Origin of the sequence: Thiobaca trueperi (genome assembly GCF_004342175.1) — a bacterium.
In the GTDB taxonomy this organism is placed as follows: domain Bacteria; phylum Pseudomonadota; class Gammaproteobacteria; order Chromatiales; family Chromatiaceae; genus Thiobaca; species Thiobaca trueperi.
This window is the reverse complement of the sequence record NZ_SMAO01000006.1, coordinates 50,663-66,845: the sequence shown is the minus strand read 5'-3', so window position 1 is coordinate 66,845 and position 16,183 is coordinate 50,663. Positions and strand designations below refer to the sequence as shown.

The window sequence follows — 16,183 nt, the reverse complement described above, 5'->3', positions numbered from 1 at the left end:
GGGTCATCCTGACTCGGCGCGTTCACCCGGCGCGACATCGGCCAGGCTCTACTGCGCAATCACCTGCTCCAACTGGGCGGCATCGCCCTTGTCCATGCGCTGGATGGCGGCATCCCCCTGGTTCGCCAGCACCTCAAGACGGTCGATCTGGGCATCGAGCCGGGGCAGGGCCTCGCGCCGGTAACGCGAGACCTCATCAATCGCGCCGATCACATCCGTGAAGGCCTGTTCCAACTGTTTCATGTCGAGCACCGTGGACGCGGCGCGATTCTGGATCTCGACACCCTGGGTGCGCAGCGCCTTGGCGGTGCCGGCGATCAGGTTCGAGGTAGTGGTGTTCAGGGCTTCCACCCGATCCAGCACCAGACGCTGATTGGCGAGAGCGAGCGCCACGGTGACCGCGACATTCAGGGCCGAGACCGTCACATTGATGGCCCGATCCACGCCGCGCATCAGCTCCCGGTTGTTCCTGATCACCACTTCGAGGGCCATGATGCCCTGCTGACTGACCGCCAACTGCTGTTGCAGATCCAGGATGCGCTGGCGCAGCGGAAGCAGCAGCTCCTCGTCCAGGAAGCGCCGCTTGGGATCGTCCGGGGGCAGCTCCAGCGCCTTTTCTTCCAGACGCCGGTCGATGATCCGGCCCAGTCCGATCTGGCGGCGCAACTGATCCAGGCTGTCGCGCAGTGACTGCTGATCGTCGCTCAGGGTCAGATTGTCCCGATGCAGCATCTGCTTGCCGGACTCCAGATCCTTGATGATGCCGTCGAGCGCCTCCTGCGCAGTCTCGAACTTCTGGAAATAGCGTTGCAGCGGCGTGCCGATGCCGGGGATCAGGGCCAGAAACCGCGTCAGACCCGCCCGGCTCAGGTCGTAACGCTGGGGATCCAGCTCCTGCATACGGATACGCAGATCCACCAGTGAGCGCGCCACCGGTCCGCCCTCGTCGCCCTGGTGGGCCAGTTTGCGGATCGGCGCCTGGAGCATCTGGCTGCGATGGGCCGCCTGACGCTGCACCTCCAGGCCCATCTCGTCCACCGCCTGACGCTGACGGCGGTCGATCCCATCCTGGTCCGTCGTCTTGAGCACCTCGGCGACGAAGGCATCGGCCATGGCGAGCAGCGCGGGATCGTCCAGCGTGGTCTCGGGGTCGGTCTCCTGTTTCACCCGCGCCTCGATCTCCGCCGCCGGGGGCAGCGACAGATTGAAGCGGGAATCGTCGGTCGTTTGCAGGGTCTTGGGTGTGCTCATGATGGGGTTCCTACGATGCGCATGTTTTTGACAGGATTAAACCGCGCCCAGCACGGTATGCGATCTTTGTGGATCAAATCGGCCCTGGCAGACTCAAGGATTATCGGAGCTGGCGCGGTTTAAGATATTAAAAAATATAAAATTTTAAACCGCGTCTCCACTGATGTCGTTGACTTCCCCAGAGCTAGACACAAATTGAAAATTACGCATATCGCACTGAACGCGGTTTAACAGGATTTTTAAATCATTTTTTTTAATCCTGTTAATCCTGTCTGAATTTAGATCTGTTCATCCTGCGAATCGAGGCACTACCAAGCATCGCGCCCGTAGTGATGCGCCTTCTCCGCGAAGCGGCGCAGATCGGCCAGGGCCTGATCCGCCGCCACCGATGCCTGGGGTCGGTCGGTCTCCACCGCCGCCACGGCTACCGCCGCGTCGTCCAGGGCGGTGATGGCGGCCTCGTTCCGCGCGCTCAGCTCACGCAGACGCTGCTCGGTCTCCGCGACCAGATCGAGTCGCCGGGTCAGGGCCAGCCGCTCTGCGTCCGGCATCCGGGCCGGCTCCTGAGACAGACGGCGGCGCACATAGTCCGCGTCCACCTCGGCCACGCCATGGGCGATCGAGGCCATGGTGTTCAGGTTATCCACCGCCGTCCGGGCGACCTCGCCCACCAGCCCCCGGGAGCGTTCGAGGGTCAGTTCGCTTGGGTCGAATTTGCTACGGAGCATCCCGTCCACATGGGCATAGCGGGTATAGAGCCGATCAGACTGGATGGCCAGATCGGGACGCTCCGCCGCCAGCAGACGCTTTTTGGCCTCCCAGAGCGCGAGGATCACCGCATCGCTCTCCACCGGCGGGCGGGCCGGATCCAGCACGGCGATCCCCTGCTCACGGGCCTCCCGCTCCAGCGCGGCCCGCGCCTGCATCGCCAGCGCCACCTGCTGGGCCGCGCGCTGACGCTCGGCCAGGGTCAGACGCCAGCGGCGCCACGCCCGCTCCGCCGGGATCGCCACCGCAATCGCCGCCAGACCGGTCAGCCATCCGCCCAGGGTCGGGCCGAAGCCGCCCCACAGCGAGGTAAGCCAGATGAGCAGGGCGATGAAGGGCACGATGAGCCAATAGCGAATCAGCACCCGCAGCCGCGTGAAGGGTTCGCCTGGCAGGGCCATGCGTGGATTGATCAGGCCGATGATCAACCACGGCAGGCAGGAGACAAAAAGCCCGTAGGCCAGACCCTGGAGGAAGCCAAACATGGATTCAGTACATCGCTGGCAGGTTTAAGGTTTTGAGAAGCGGTCAGGCGCCTCATCAGACGCTGCACACCTCTTCACGACTGTCATGCATCAGAAACATGTCCACGAGATCCCGTCCAGATCGAAGGTATCACATTTGACTCAAGGCCAGACCAACGCGGTCAAGGGGTCATCTGCGGTCTGCGGCGAGATTCAGGCGCCGTTTTCCAGGTATTCCAGGACGCGGGTTTCCAGCCAGTAATGGGGTCGCCAGGGCCGGTTGCCAGCGATGAATCCGACATGCCCGCCCCCGGCGGCGAGTTCAAGCGTCACACCGGATCCAAGTTCGTGCTCCCAGGGGCAGGTGGTGGGGAACATAAAGGGGTCGTCGGCGGCCTGGATGATGAGTGTGGGGGTGCGGATCTGGGACAGGACGGCGCGACAACTGGCGCGTTCGTAATAATCGAACACGCCCGCGAAGCCGTTGAGCGGGGCGGTGATCCGCTCATCGAACTGGTTGAAGTCGTGGATCCGGTCCAGATCCACCTGGAGCGGGAAGGGTCGATCAGCGAATTTGCGCCGGATGCTGGCCTTGAGTTTATCCAGGAGATGGCGCCGGTAGAGGCGCGACACCCCGAGATCCAGCCGGAGCATGGCATCGCGCAGAACGAAGGGGACGGATACCGCCACCGCCCTGTCCAGAAGCGGGGACGGGGTCTCGCCCAGATACCTGAGCAGCAGATTGGCCCCCAGCGAGAAGCCGACCGCCGCCAGGGGCGGTCCCTCCGGATCCTCGCTCAGCGTCTCCAGCACCGCCACCAGATCGTCGCTCGCACCCGAATGGTAGGCGCGGTCGAGCCGGTTCGGTTCCCCGGAGCAGCCGCGCAGGGACATGAAAACCGGTCGGAAGCCTCCGCGCGCCAGAGCCAGCATGAGGTTGCCGGCGTAGTGCGACTCCAGATTCCCTTCGAGGCCGTGGATCACCAGCACTCGCGGGCCGGACACGGGCGCCTGCGCAAGATCGATGAAATCGCCATCGGCGAGTTCGATGCGTCGTCGCTCCAGATCCAGACGTGGACGAGGTCGCGTCAGGCTGGGCCAGAGCGTCTGGAGATGGGGGCCGGGCAGCCACCAGGCGGGGCGAAAGCGGCTTGTCGTGATTCGACCGTGCATGATTGAATGTGTCTCCAATATCTTTGATAGCGACATCGCCTCACCCGCCGGGCGCCGTCACCGGAAAGTCGAAATAGGTGTCGGGGAAGGGCTCCGCCTCAAGCGTGAAATGCCACCACTCCTCGGGCAGGGGACGGAAGCCATGGCGGACCATCGCCTCGGCGAGCCGGGCGCGGTTGGCCTGGGCCGCAGCGGGAACCGCCGTGCTGTCGGGATGCGAGAGCGGATCCATGCAGTCGAAGCCGGTTCCGAAGTCAAGCGGACTGTCCGGGTGGCGTTCGGCGTGCGGGGCCGCGCAATCGACCAGGGTGTGCGCGTCAACCGCCACGGATGAGTCGGTTTCGGCCTGGATCGGCTCCAGCACCAGATCCACCGTGCTCCCGCGCGAATGACCCGAGCGTTCCGCCACATAGCCCAGCCGGAAGAAGTCCGCCTTGTCGATGCGCGGGTAGAAGGCGGTCTTCATTTTCTGGTCGGCGACATCCTGGCTCCAGCGCACGAAGTGCGCGACCGCACGGGTCGGACGATAGCAGTCGAAGACCTTGACCCGCAGCCCCGCCTGCCCCACCTCCGTCTGCACGGCCTTGAGCGCCTCCGCCGCCGGACGGGTCAGGATGCACGACGGGGCCAGATAGCCATCAATGGGGCGCCCGATGAAGTTGTAGGAACCGTGATAGCGCATATCCTGCACGATCTCCGGGGCAAGCGCATGCAGATGGACAAAGCCATCCGGCAACGGCTCGGCCACAGCGGCAACAGAAGGGACGGCCATCAGGGTCGCCAGCCACACAGCACGCACAACAGCAAACGACATTGGGAAACTCCTGGTCAGGATATAAACTCTCATGGACCACGCCATCCAAGGCTGCACCAACCTCTGCGCCGTTTCCGGCATCAACAAGGCGGGGCTGTACGGCCGGCCTGTCTCGGCACCTGAGCGGAGCGCGATGGATGCATGAACTCTCACTCTGTCAGGCGCTGCTTGATCAGGTCGAGCAGATCGCCCGCGAGCACGGCGCCAGCCGGGTTGATCGGATCCTGCTGAAGGTCGGCCCGCTCTCCGGTGTCGAGGGGTCGTTGCTCAAGCATGCCTATCCGCTGGTCGCCATTGGCACGCTTGCCGAACACGCCGAGCTGGTGATCGAACCCGCAGCGGTGCGGGTTCACTGCAACCAGTGCGACGCCGACACCGACGCCACGCCCAACCGGCTGCTGTGTGGCGCGTGCGGCGGCTTCCACACCCGGCTCATCAGCGGCGATGAACTGCTGCTGGCCAATCTGGAGCTGACGATTCCCGACCCGGACTGAACCCGATCAGCCGTAAGGTTTATCATCAGGGACGCGGCAAATGAACACCGCAGGATCGTGCCGAAGCCAACCCGATCGCCTCAACCAATCGCGGCGATTTTTACAATCGATTTCCCGAATAAACCTGTTTGGATTATTGTTTGACCCGTCAGCGGCTTATCAGCCAGCCAGCAAGACTGTAACCCACGCGACAGACCAATCAACACCTAACGGAGAATCGACCATGTTCCAAGATCGTACCGGAAGCCGTGTCCCCAGCGTCACCTTTCATACCCGTCATGGCCACGAATGGGTCGATGTGACGACCGACGACATCTTTGCCGGCAAGACGGTGGTGGTGTTCTCGCTGCCCGGCGCCTTCACCCCGACCTGCTCCTCGTCCCATGTGCCGCGTTACAACCAGTTGGTTCCGGCCTTCAAAGAGCATGGCGTGGATACCGTGGTCTGCCTCTCGGTCAATGACACCTTTGTCATGAACGAATGGCAGAAGTCGCAGCATGCCGAGAGCCTGACCTTCCTGCCTGATGGCAACGGCGAATTCACCGAGGGCATGGGCCTGCTGGTCGATAAGGACGGCCTGGGCTTCGGCAAGCGTTCCTGGCGTTATTCCATGCTGGTGCGCGATGGCGTGATTGAAAAGATGTTCATCGAGCCGGAGGTCGAAGGCGACCCCTACGAGGTCTCGGACGCCGATACCATGCTGGCTTACCTCGCGCCGAACGCGCCCAAACCGCATGACGTGACGGTCTTCAGTCGCGATGGATGCCCCTTCTGCGTCAAGGCCAAAGAGGCGCTGCGCAATGCTGGCATCGCCTTCGAGGAACTGGTCCTGAACCGGGATTACACCGAGCAGACCCTGCGTGCGGTCGCCGGTGCCAAGACGGTGCCCCAGGTGTTCGTCAACGGCAAGCTGATCGGCGGCTCGGATGACACCATCGCCTGGCTGAAAACGCAGTCCTAACTCCTCGCTGCGACCAAGCCGCCAGCGCGACTGGCGGCTTGCACTGCATCCAATGAATGGTTGAGCCTGATGACATGACCGCAGAGTTCACGCTTCACAAAGCGGCTGCTGACAACGCGCAAGAGGTCGCCGTGATGGTCGGTGAGTTGCTGACTGAAATCATGAATGCCATTGGTACTCAGGCGTTCAATTTTGATCTTGCCGCAACGACATCCAGGCTAAAAGACTTCCTCAATCGCGATAAATACGATGTCTTTGTCGCGCGCGGCAGGCATGGCGACGCAGTCGGGTTTATTACCCTTTATGAAAGCTATGCCCTTTACGCCGAGGGCGCTTTCGGCACCATCGCCGAACTGTACGTGCGCCCGGATTTTCGTGCAGAAGGTCTGGGTCTGCGTCTCGTCTCTCAGGCAAGGTCTTTCGGTGCATCGCGTGGCTGGACACGTTTGGAAGTGACGACGCCTCCGCTGCCGCAGTTCGATAGAACCCTTGCGTTTTATGAGCGCGAGGGCTTTGCCGTGAGTGGTGGACGCAAACTCAAGGTCTCCCTGTGAACGGCGACCCACTTATTGACCCACAAGTTGACCCACAAGGCCTTTGCGAAACGCCGTGCAGGTCGTTTATTTAAACAGATGGAAGGAGATCGGCATGAGTCAGCATTTCGACCTGATCGCCATCGGCGGCGGTAGCGGCGGTCTGGCGGTCGCGGAAAAGGCCGCCCAACTGGGACGGCGCGTCGCCCTGGTCGAGACGGGGAGGCTGGGCGGAACCTGTGTCAATCAGGGTTGCGTGCCCAAAAAAGTGATGTGGTATGCGGCCCAGCTCGCCGAGGCGGTATCGGATGCGCCTGACTTCGGAGTACGCGCCCAGTCGGACGGTCTCGATTGGCAGAAGCTGGTCGCGGGACGTAATCGCTATGTCGCCAATATCAACGATTATTGGGATGGCTATGCCGAGCGCACCGGCATCACCCGCATCACGGGACAGGCCCGCTTCGTCGATGCCCGCACCATCGCGGTCGGTGATCAACATTACAGTGCCGATCATCTCGTCATCGCCACCGGCGGTCGCCCCATCGTGCCGCGCATGCCGGGCGCCGAGCTGGGGATCGATTCGGACGGTTTTTTCAGGCTGGAGACGCAGCCGAAGCGCGTCGCCATCGTTGGCGGCGGCTATGTCGGGGTCGAGCTGGCAGGTGTTCTAACTGCCTTCGGCACCGAGGTGACGGTCGTGGCTCTCGAAGACCGGTTGCTGTGGCTCTTCGATCCGCTCATCAGCGCGACCCTGCGCGAGAACATGGAGGCACACGGCATCCAGACCCGGCTTGAATTCGAGGTCGCCGCACTGGAGCGTGATGCGGATGGGCTGGTTCTGGCGGCTCGCAACGGCGAGCGTCTGACCGGCTTCGACCAGATCATCTGGGCCGTCGGACGCACCCCGAACACGCGCGAACTCAGCCTGGAGGCGGCGGGCGTGACGGTTCAGCCCAACGGCATCATTCCGACCGACGCCTTCCAGAACACCAATGTGCCCGGCATCCATGCCATCGGCGACGTGGCCGGACGCGAGCCGCTGACGCCGGTTGCCGTCGCCGCCGGGCGTCGTCTGGCCGAGCGGCTGTTCAACGACAAACCCGATCTCAAGCTGGATTACGAGAACGTCCCGACCGTGGTCTTTACCCACCCGCCGCTCGGCAAGGTCGGCCTGACCGAGCCCGAGGCACGCGAACGCTTCGGCGATACCCTGACCATCTATGAGACCAGCTTTACGCCGATGCGCTACTCGCTCAACGCGCACGGTCCCAAAACGGCGATGAAGCTGATCTGCGCCGGCCCGGAAGAGCGGGTTGTCGGCATCCATCTGATCGGCGATGGCGTCGATGAAATGTTGCAGGGGTTTGCGGTAGCGGTGAAGATGGGCGCCACCAAGGCGGATCTGGACGCGACGGTCGCCATCCATCCCTGTAGCGCGGAAGAACTGGTCACGCTCAAGATACCGGTACGCCGTCCGGGGCAGGGCGGTTAGACGCTTTCAATGCATTGAGACAGGATTAACAGGATTAACAGGATGGACAGGATTTTTCAAACCATTGTTTCAAATCCTGTTAATCCTGAGTCATCCTGTTAATCCTGTCTCAGTCATTCCCGCATCTTTGCAGGATACGGCCTTATTCCGCTGCGGCTTCAGCTTCCGGCTCGGCGGGCGCGGCTTTCGGTGTGGGCAGCGTGACAAGCGCCTCGGCGACCAGGATCGCCTGCTTTTCTTCGCCGTTCACCAGCTTCCTGGTCTTACGGTTTTTGACCGCATAACGTCCCGATTTTTTCTGAAGAATGGTGTATTCGGCGGTCTTCTTGATCTGCTGCATGTCACTCTCGTTCTGTGGTTTAAGGTTTGGGGTTGGCGCCATTAACGGCGATAGTCGTCACGGTCTGCATCCGCCCGCTTGATAAACAGATCGGGATCGCGCTGGATTTCAATGCGAACCTGAGCGAACAGGGCACCAATCGCCGCCATCGCGGTCAACACCGGGGCCAGCAGGGTCAGCACGCCAGCGATGCCGACGCCCGCCGTCAGCGGAATATCCGCCAGCACCTTGCCGCTTGGGCGCCGCACGATGAGGCGCCGGACGTTGCCCTGCTGGATCAGATCCTTGACCTTGTCCAGCAGCGCGCCGCCCGTGACCGTGATCTCTTCAATCAGGTGGCGTCCATTGTCTTGTCTCATTTCAACCTCTCATGGCGACCAGACCGGCCTGACCGGACTCGGTCGCGAACTTTAACTGGTTTTGCGTCGGCCCGTCACTCATGACGTGATGTTCGACGGACGCATGTATTTGAATCTCGCCGGAGCGGCGGTAGACTCTCATGTTTTCCCCACTCCAATCGCAAGAGGTTCCCCGTGGTCGCCCCCGAGTCAGAATTCCACCGCATCAAGCGGTTGCCGCCCTATGTCTTCAATATCGTCAATGAGTTGAAGGCCGAGGCGCGAGCCCGGGGCGAGGACATCATCGACTTCGGCATGGGCAACCCGGATCAGGGCACGCCCCAGCATATCGTCGATAAGCTGGTCGAGGCGTCGGCCCGCCGCGATACGCATCGCTACTCGGTCTCGCGCGGCATTCCCCGTCTGCGCCGCGCCATCTGTCACTGGTATCGTGATCGCTTCGACGTGCATCTGGATCCCGAGACCGAAGCCATCGTCACCATCGGCTCCAAGGAAGGTCTGGCGCATCTGGCGCTGGCCACCATGAGCGCGGGCGACACCGTGCTGGTGCCCAATCCGGCCTATCCGATCCATCCCTACGGTTTCATCATCGCCGGTGCCGACGTGCGGCATGTGCGCCTGACTCCGGACGTGGATTTTTTCGAGGAATTGCAGAAGGCAATCCAGGAATCCTGGCCCAAGCCCAAGATGCTGGTGCTGAACTTCCCCGGCAATCCGACCACGCAGTGCGTCGAGCTGGATTTCTTCCAGAAGGTGATCGACATTGCCCGCGAGCATGGCATCTGGGTGGTGCATGACATCGCCTATGCCGACATCGTTTTCGACGGCTACAAGGCTCCCTCGATCCTTCAGATCCCTGGCGCCAAGGACATCGCGGTGGAGTTCTTCTCCATGTCCAAGAGCTACAACATGCCCGGCTGGCGCGTCGGTTTCATGTGCGGCAACAAGACCCTGGTTTCGGCGCTGGCTCGCATCAAGTCGTATCTGGACTATGGCACCTTCACCCCGATCCAGATTGCGGCCATTGCCGCGCTGGAAGGTCCGCAGGAGTGCGTGCGCGAGATCAGCGACATGTACCAGAGCCGGCGCGATGTGCTCTGTGGCGGACTCGATGCCGCCGGCTGGACCATCGAGCCGCCCAAGGCCACCATGTTCGCCTGGGCGCCGATTCCCGAACCCTACCGCCACCTGGGTTCGCTGGAGTTCTCCAAAAAACTGCTGCGCGAGGCCAAGGTCGCGGTCTCACCGGGAATCGGCTTCGGCGAATATGGCGACGGGCATGTGCGTTTCGGTCTGATCGAGAACGAGCACCGCACCCGTCAGGCCGTGCGCGGCATCAAGGAAATGTTCCGGCGCGACTCGCGCGCCGGATCCTGATTAAACCGCGTTCAGCGCGACATGCATGCTTTTCGACTTGTGTTTAGCTCTGCGGATGTCAACGACTTCAGTGTGGCGCGGTTTAAATTTCTTATTATTTAAGACTTTAAACCGCGCCGACTCCAGCATTCGTTGATTCTGCCAAGGTTGATCCAATCCTAAAACATCGCATACCGCACAGGGCGCGGTTTAACGCGGTTTAGCAACGCTCAATGATGGCGGCGATGCCCTGCCCGCCGCCGATGCACATCGAAATCAGCGCATAACGTCCCCCGCTGCGCTGGAGTTCGTACATCGCCTTGACGACGAGAATGGCGCCGGTCGCACCGATGGGGTGACCGAGCGAGATGCCGGAACCATTGGGATTGACGCGATCCGGATCGAGTTCCAGCTCGCGGACGCAGGCCAGCGCCTGTGCGGCAAAGGCCTCGTTCAGCTCGATCACGTCCATGTCGGTAACGGATAATCCGGTCCGCTGCATGACCTGTCTGACGGCCGGCACCGGACCGATCCCCATCTGTTTGGGATCGACCCCGGCCAGGGCATAGCCCACCAGACGCGCCATCGGCGTCAGACCGCGCGCCCTTGCAGCGGCGCCGTCCATCAGCACCACGGCAGCCGCCGCGTCATTGATGCCGGAGGCATTGCCCGCCGTCACACTGCCGTCCTCCCTGAAGACCGTGCGTAATTTCGCCAGGCTCTCCAGGCTGGTTTCCGCCCGCACATGCTCATCAGTATCGAACAGGGTGACACCCTTGCGACCCTTCAGCTCCACCGGCACGATCTGGTCAGCAAAGCGCCCGGCAGCCTGGGCAGCGGCGGCACGGCGGTGCGATTCCACGGCGAGCGCATCCTGATCGGCGCGGGAGACGCCATATTCCGCCGCGACGTTCTCGGCGGTGACACCCATGTGGATGCTGTCGAAGGGATCGGTCAGCGCCCCGACCATCATATCCATCATGGCCCCATCGCCCATACGCTGCCCCCAGCGCGCGGCGGGCAGGGCATAGAGTCCACGCGACATATTCTCCGCACCGCCGGCCACGGCTGCCTGCACATCCCCGAGCAGGATCTGCTGCGCCGCGCAGATGATCGCCTGAAGACCGGAACCGCACAGCCGGTTGAGGGTGAAGGCCTGACTGGAATGGGACAGCCCGCCCTCCACCGCCGCCACCCGCGACAGATACATATCGCGCGCCTCGGTGTGAATCACGTTGCCGAAGACGCAGGCGCCGATGTCGGCGGCAGGCAGTCCGGCACGGGCGATGGACTCACGCACCACAAGTGCGGCGAGCCGGGTCGGCGGCACGTCCTTGAGTGCGCCGCCGTAGTCGCCGATGGCAGTACGCACGCCGGAGAGCAGAACGATTTCAGGTTGATTCATGATGCGTAACTCCTCGTCTGATGATTCTTGTTATGCTGAAACTCAAGTCAGAGCCGGCCATTCTGGTCCGCCCACCCGCGATCCTAAGGCCATGAGCCTCAATCGCCAAGCCTCCTGACGCCGCTCCCTCGCCGCCAGCTTATCGGTTGCGATTTGACCCTGATCCCGTCGTTCACATACAGTCCGCGAGCGTCGAGATGGTTTGCGGCGCGTCAAACAATCATTTTCAAGGAGCATCATAACGATGAGCGACAACAAAACCCCCTTCGCCGATTTCGATTCGCTGTTCAAGCAGATGCAGATTCCCGGTCTGGACATGGACGCCATGATGGCGGCCTATCGCAAGAATGTGGAGGCCGTGGCCGCCGCAACGCAGGCGGTCAATGAGGGAATGCAGGCATTGATCCGGCGTCAGGCCGAAATCATCAAGGACTCACTGGAGCAGATGCGCGTCGCGACCGCCGAACTGTCCTCCGCCAAAGACTCCAAGGAACTCACTGACCGGCAGGCCGAAATCGCCCGGCAGGCATTCGAGAAGGCTTCAGCCAACATGAAAGAACTGGCTGAAATGATGACCAAATCCAACGCCGACTCGCTCAAGATCATCCAGGCGCGAATGAACACGGGCCTGACCGAGCTTCAGGACATGATGAACAAAACCATCAAAAACTGAGTCCGCAGGGGTCAGGCCGGGCACGCCCGCCTGACCCGTTTGAGGAAGCCTTCTCCGATTCCATGCGCCTTCGCAAAACGCGAATGGACGCCTCAGAACAGACGCTGCTCCAGTGCGGCGATGCGTTTTTCCAGCGGCGGATGGCTGCGGAAGAGCCCCTTGAAACCGTCGCCAATCCGGCCCGAGATCCCGAAAGCCGCAAACTCCCGTGCCGGCAGATCCTGCGGCTCATGGGTGCGTTGCAAGGCCCGCAGCGCGCTTGCCATCTGCGTCCGGCTGGTCAGGCTCGCCCCACCCGCATCCGCATGATATTCGCGATAACGCGAGAACCACATCACGATCATGGTCGCCAGCACCGACAGCAGGATCTGGGCGATCATCGAGACCACGAAATAGCCGACGCCGGGACCGCGATCATTCTTGAAAATGACCTGATCCACCACCCGGCCGATAATGCGCGACAGAAACACCACGAAGGTATTGACCACGCCCTGAATCAGGGCCAGCGTGACCATGTCGCCATTGGCGACATGACTGATCTCGTGGCCCACCACCGCTTCCACTTCATCCTGAGTCATCTGCTGAAGCAGCCCGGTACTGACCGCCACCAGCGCCGCATTGCGATTCCAGCCGGTCGCAAAGGCGTTGGGGTCGGGCGAGTTGAAGATACCGACTTCCGGCATCTGGATGCCGGCCTGTTCGGACTGACGGGCGACGGTCTGCATCAGCCAGTGCTCGAACGGAGTCGCGGGCTGCGTGATGATCTGCACCCCCATCCCGCGTTTGGCCATCGTCTTCGACATAAACAGCGAGATCAGCGAGCCGCTGAAACCGATGATGGCTGCCATCAGCAGCAGCGCGCCCATGTCCATTCCGCCGTCCGCCTGCATGGCAGCATCCAGGCCAAGCACCCGGAAGACGATGCTGATGACGAACAGAACCGCAAGATTGGTCATGAGAAACAGGATGATACGCATCATGGAACAAAACCCCTGAAAGGCGGATGAAAAGGCGTTACCATGCACCTGGCGCGGTTGGGACACAAGCCCATTTTGATGGTCGCCATGAACGTCCCGCCTGGCCGGAACAGCACCACCGCAAAAAATAATGGAATCAGGGCTGGACAAACCCGCCAATCGCCATTAGTATTTCGCGTCTCGGAACTTCAGGATGATGTTTCACCGGGGCCATAGCTCAGCTGGGAGAGCGCAACACTGGCAGTGTTGAGGTCGGCGGTTCGATCCCGCCTGGCTCCACCAATTTCAAGTACAGTTCGACGGGTTGGCCACACGTCGAATAGATTGAAAAAGTTTAGTCCCCATCGTCTAGTGGCCTAGGACATCGCCCTTTCACGGCGGTAACCGGGGTTCGAACCCCCGTGGGGACGCCAATTAGAACAAGGGCTTACGCAAAAACGTAAGCCCTTTTTCTTTGCCTGCGGAATATCGCGACGATCTCCGCCGCCCTTCGCGGCATTGACTTCACGCTGAAAATTGCTTACATTTCCGGCCCTTTTCCGGGCGGGATTCCATTGGATCCCGGATACCACATTTTGGAGTACCGTTCATGAAGCGCACTTTTCAACCCAGCCGCCTGAAGCGGGCTCGTACTCACGGCTTTCGTGCCCGCAGCGCCACGCGCAATGGGCGCAAGGTATTGAGCGCCCGCCGCGCCAAAGGCCGCGCACGCCTCATCCCCTGAACCCCGATGAACTGACCGGTCGCATCGACCGGGGTTTCCCGCGCGCACGGCGACTGACCGGCGCTCCTCAGTTTCGGCGCGTCTTTGCCGAGCCAGTGCGGACAGGAAAGACCGGCTTCATCGTGCTCTATCGATCGAACGGCCTCAGCGACGCAAGACTTGGTCTCGCTATTGCGAAAAAGTGCGCGCGCCGCGCAGTTGACCGCAATCGGCTCAAACGCCTCGTTCGCGAGAGTTTTCGGGCGCACGTCCATTTACTGCCGGGAGTCGATGTCGTTGTGCTCTGCGCGCGCGGGGCACCGGCACTTTCCAATCAGCGTCTCTTCGACCAGTTAGCGCGCGCCTGGGCCACCATCGGACATGAACCATGCGTCGAATCCTGACTGGCCCGATCAAGGTCTATCAATATCTGATCAGTCCGCTTCTCGGACCCCATTGCCGGTTTTATCCCTCCTGTTCGCAGTATGCCGTGGAGGCCATCGAGCGCCACGGCATCGCGTATGGCAGTTATCTGGCCATACGCCGCCTGTCCCGCTGTCATCCCTGGCATGCGGGCGGCCTCGATCCAGTTCCTCACGAAAGGCAGACTAAGATTCATGGATAACCAGCGATTGATCCTGTTTTTCGCACTGGCAGCAGTGCTGTTCCTGATCTACGAGTCATGGATGCAGGACTATGGCCGTGCCGCCCAGCCGCAGGTCGTGCAACAGCAGAGCCAGACGACCCCCACCGTTTCCGCCTCGACACCGGCAGACATCCCGGCTGTCGCGACGACACCGGATGCCGTCAGCCCGGGCGCTGCCACGGAAGCGGCAATGACGGCGGGCGTGGCTCCGATTCAGGTCGAGACCGATCTGTTCAAGATCGAAATCTCGCCGCAGGGCGGGTCAGTCAGCAGCGCCTGGCTGCTTGACTATGCCGTGATGCCGGAGCGCCCGGAGGACAAGTTCCAGCTCCTGAAGCCCGCCCCGCCCAACATGTTCATCGCCCAGTCGGGACTGCTCGGCGAGCAGTCATCGCTGCTGCCGACCCATGAGGCGCTGTTTCAGAGTGCCCAACCGAGCTATCGGCTCGAACCCGATCAGGATCGACTGGATGTGGAGCTGATCTGGCGCAGCGATCAGGGCGTGGAGGTCAAAAAGATCTACACCTTCACGCGCGGCAGTTATGTCGTGAACACCCGGCAGGTCGTGACCAACGGCACCGGTGCGCCGCTCATCGCCCGCGATTACAACCAGCTCCAGCGCTCCGAGTTCAAGGATCCCAACGAATCCAGATTCGTCAGCAACTACGCCGGCGGCGCCCTCTACAGCCCCGAGGAGAAATACAAGAAGGTCTCCTTCGAGGACATGACCAAGAGCAAGCTGGAACAGAACGTCAGCGATGGCTGGATCGCGATGATGCAGCATTACTTCCTGGCGGCCTGGATTCCACCGTCTGGCGTTCAGGAAACCTTCTATACCAAGGTGCTTGAAAACACGCGCTATATCATCGGCAAGTATTCACCAGCCGTCAGTATTGCACCGGGCGCCAGCCACACCTTTGAAAATCGTCTGTTCATCGGTCCCAAGCTCCAGAACAGCCTTGCCGACACCGCGCCCGGCCTGGAACTGGCGGTCGATTACGGCTGGCTGACCGTCATCGCCCAGCCGATTCACTGGCTGCTCAGTTGGATCCATGCCGTCGTCGGCAACTGGGGCTGGTCGATCATCATCCTGACCATTCTCATCAAACTCGCCTTTTACAAGCTCTCCGAGACCAGCTACGTCTCCATGGCGAACATGCGCCAGTTGACGCCACGGCTCCAGGCGATCAAGGATCGTTATGGCGACGACAAGCAGCGTCTGAATCAGGCCATGATGGAGCTGTACAAGACCGAAAAGATCAATCCGCTCGGCGGCTGTCTGCCGATCCTGATCCAGATCCCGGTCTTCATCGCGCTCTACTGGGTGCTGCTCGGAAGCGTCGAGATGCGTCACGCGCCCTTTATCTTCTGGCTGAACAATCTGTCCGCACCGGATCCCTATTTCGTGCTGCCGCTGATCATGGGCGTCTCCATGTATGTGCAGCAGAAGCTGAATCCGGCACCGCCGGATCCGATGCAGGCCAAGATCATGATGAGCCTGCCCTTCGTGTTCACGGTGTTCTTCGCCTTCTTCCCCTCGGGACTGGTGCTCTACTGGACGGTCAACAACCTCCTGTCGATTGCCCAGCAATGGCATATCACCCGCAACATCGAAAAGGCGGCTGCCAGACAAAAACGCTGAGTCACCGCTCAATCACAACCGGTCCATCTGAGCCCCTCCCCCCTTGCGGGAGAGGGGTTGGGGAGAAGGAGCCGCATCCGAGAACCTTCTGGCGGGATCGGACGTTTCGATTTAGACAGGATTAACAGGATG

The 16,183-nt window shown here is 61.5% G+C and carries 18 protein-coding genes and 2 tRNA genes; 12 read left to right on the top strand and 8 right to left on the bottom strand.

Going from position 1 to position 16,183, the window contains the following annotated elements; all coding sequences use genetic code 11:
• Positions 1–48: 48 nt before the first annotated feature.
• From EDC35_RS12305 to EDC35_RS12290, 4 genes are all read right to left on the bottom strand, one after another.
• Positions 49–1,251 (bottom strand): toxic anion resistance protein, encoded by a 1,203-nt coding sequence (locus EDC35_RS12305; protein ID WP_132977552.1) that lies wholly within the window; start codon positions 1,249–1,251, stop codon positions 49–51.
• A gap of 308 nt (positions 1,252–1,559) precedes the next feature.
• A complete protein-coding gene (locus EDC35_RS12300) occupies positions 1,560–2,504 on the bottom strand; it encodes a cobyrinic acid a,c-diamide synthase (RefSeq protein WP_132977551.1) in 945 nt (314 codons plus the stop codon).
• Between the two features lie 192 nt (positions 2,505–2,696).
• Positions 2,697–3,656, bottom strand: coding sequence for a hydrolase (locus EDC35_RS12295; protein WP_132977550.1), 960 nt, complete (start codon positions 3,654–3,656; stop codon positions 2,697–2,699).
• 40 nt (positions 3,657–3,696) lie between these two features.
• Positions 3,697–4,470 carry a M15 family metallopeptidase gene (locus tag EDC35_RS12290; protein ID WP_207896202.1) on the bottom strand — a complete coding sequence of 258 codons (774 nt, stop codon included), beginning with the start codon at positions 4,468–4,470 and terminating at the stop codon, positions 3,697–3,699.
• Between the two features lie 137 nt (positions 4,471–4,607).
• On the opposite strand from EDC35_RS12290, the gene EDC35_RS12285 reads away from it, so the two are divergent.
• From EDC35_RS12285 to gorA, 4 genes are all read left to right on the top strand, one after another.
• Positions 4,608–4,964 (top strand): hydrogenase maturation nickel metallochaperone HypA/HybF, encoded by a 357-nt coding sequence (locus EDC35_RS12285; RefSeq protein ID WP_132977549.1) that lies wholly within the window; start codon positions 4,608–4,610, stop codon positions 4,962–4,964.
• A gap of 223 nt (positions 4,965–5,187) precedes the next feature.
• Positions 5,188–5,925: a glutathione peroxidase gene (locus EDC35_RS12280; RefSeq protein WP_132977548.1), complete on the top strand. Its 738-nt coding sequence runs from the start codon at positions 5,188–5,190 to the stop codon at positions 5,923–5,925.
• A gap of 74 nt (positions 5,926–5,999) precedes the next feature.
• The gene (locus EDC35_RS12275) at positions 6,000–6,479 is read left to right on the top strand and encodes a GNAT family N-acetyltransferase (protein ID WP_132977547.1); all 480 of its coding nucleotides are present in this window, start codon (positions 6,000–6,002) and stop codon (positions 6,477–6,479) included.
• Between the two features lie 94 nt (positions 6,480–6,573).
• Entirely contained in the window at positions 6,574–7,950 is a 1,377-nt protein-coding gene (gene gorA / locus EDC35_RS12270) for a glutathione-disulfide reductase (protein WP_132977546.1), read from the top strand.
• A 142-nt stretch (positions 7,951–8,092) separates the two neighbouring features.
• On the opposite strand, the gene EDC35_RS12265 is transcribed toward gorA, so the two are convergent.
• Both EDC35_RS12265 and EDC35_RS12260 read right to left on the bottom strand, forming a co-directional pair.
• Positions 8,093–8,290 (bottom strand): hypothetical protein, encoded by a 198-nt coding sequence (locus EDC35_RS12265; protein WP_132977545.1) that lies wholly within the window; start codon positions 8,288–8,290, stop codon positions 8,093–8,095.
• A gap of 41 nt (positions 8,291–8,331) precedes the next feature.
• On the bottom strand, positions 8,332–8,649 hold the full coding sequence (locus EDC35_RS12260; RefSeq protein WP_132977544.1) for a DUF4342 domain-containing protein: 318 nt from the start codon (positions 8,647–8,649) through the stop codon (positions 8,332–8,334).
• A 174-nt stretch (positions 8,650–8,823) separates the two neighbouring features.
• On the opposite strand from EDC35_RS12260, the gene alaC reads away from it, so the two are divergent.
• Positions 8,824–10,026 (top strand): alanine transaminase, encoded by a 1,203-nt coding sequence (gene alaC / locus EDC35_RS12255; RefSeq protein ID WP_132977543.1) that lies wholly within the window; start codon positions 8,824–8,826, stop codon positions 10,024–10,026.
• Positions 10,027–10,225: 199 nt separating this feature from the next.
• Here alaC and bktB read toward each other — a convergent pair whose 3' ends face one another.
• On the bottom strand, positions 10,226–11,410 hold the full coding sequence (gene bktB / locus EDC35_RS12250) for a beta-ketothiolase BktB (RefSeq protein WP_132977542.1): 1,185 nt from the start codon (positions 11,408–11,410) through the stop codon (positions 10,226–10,228).
• Positions 11,411–11,654: 244 nt separating this feature from the next.
• On the opposite strand from bktB, the gene EDC35_RS12245 reads away from it, so the two are divergent.
• The gene (locus EDC35_RS12245) at positions 11,655–12,083 is read left to right on the top strand and encodes a phasin family protein (protein ID WP_132977541.1); all 429 of its coding nucleotides are present in this window, start codon (positions 11,655–11,657) and stop codon (positions 12,081–12,083) included.
• Positions 12,084–12,175: 92 nt separating this feature from the next.
• On the opposite strand, the gene htpX is transcribed toward EDC35_RS12245, so the two are convergent.
• A complete protein-coding gene (htpX, locus tag EDC35_RS12240) occupies positions 12,176–13,063 on the bottom strand; it encodes a protease HtpX (RefSeq protein WP_132977540.1) in 888 nt (295 codons plus the stop codon).
• A gap of 203 nt (positions 13,064–13,266) precedes the next feature.
• On the opposite strand from htpX, the gene EDC35_RS12235 reads away from it, so the two are divergent.
• The 6 genes from EDC35_RS12235 to yidC all read left to right on the top strand — a co-directional run bounded on the left by EDC35_RS12235 (position 13,267) and on the right by yidC (position 16,051).
• A tRNA-Ala gene (locus EDC35_RS12235) sits at positions 13,267–13,342 on the top strand.
• Between the two features lie 55 nt (positions 13,343–13,397).
• A tRNA-Glu gene (locus EDC35_RS12230) sits at positions 13,398–13,473 on the top strand.
• Positions 13,474–13,649: 176 nt separating this feature from the next.
• Complete coding sequence (gene rpmH / locus EDC35_RS12225) at positions 13,650–13,784, top strand: 50S ribosomal protein L34 (RefSeq protein WP_132977539.1); 135 nt, start codon at positions 13,650–13,652, stop codon at positions 13,782–13,784.
• Positions 13,739–14,167 carry a ribonuclease P protein component gene (rnpA, locus tag EDC35_RS12220; protein WP_279387997.1) on the top strand — a complete coding sequence of 143 codons (429 nt, stop codon included), beginning with the start codon at positions 13,739–13,741 and terminating at the stop codon, positions 14,165–14,167. Before rpmH ends, rnpA begins: the two co-directional genes overlap by 46 nt.
• Positions 14,152–14,388 (top strand): membrane protein insertion efficiency factor YidD, encoded by a 237-nt coding sequence (yidD, locus tag EDC35_RS12215; protein ID WP_132977538.1) that lies wholly within the window; start codon positions 14,152–14,154, stop codon positions 14,386–14,388. Before rnpA ends, yidD begins: the two co-directional genes overlap by 16 nt.
• A complete protein-coding gene (gene yidC, locus EDC35_RS12210) occupies positions 14,381–16,051 on the top strand; it encodes a membrane protein insertase YidC (protein WP_132977537.1) in 1,671 nt (556 codons plus the stop codon). Before yidD ends, yidC begins: the two co-directional genes overlap by 8 nt.
• Positions 16,052–16,183 lie beyond the last annotated feature (132 nt).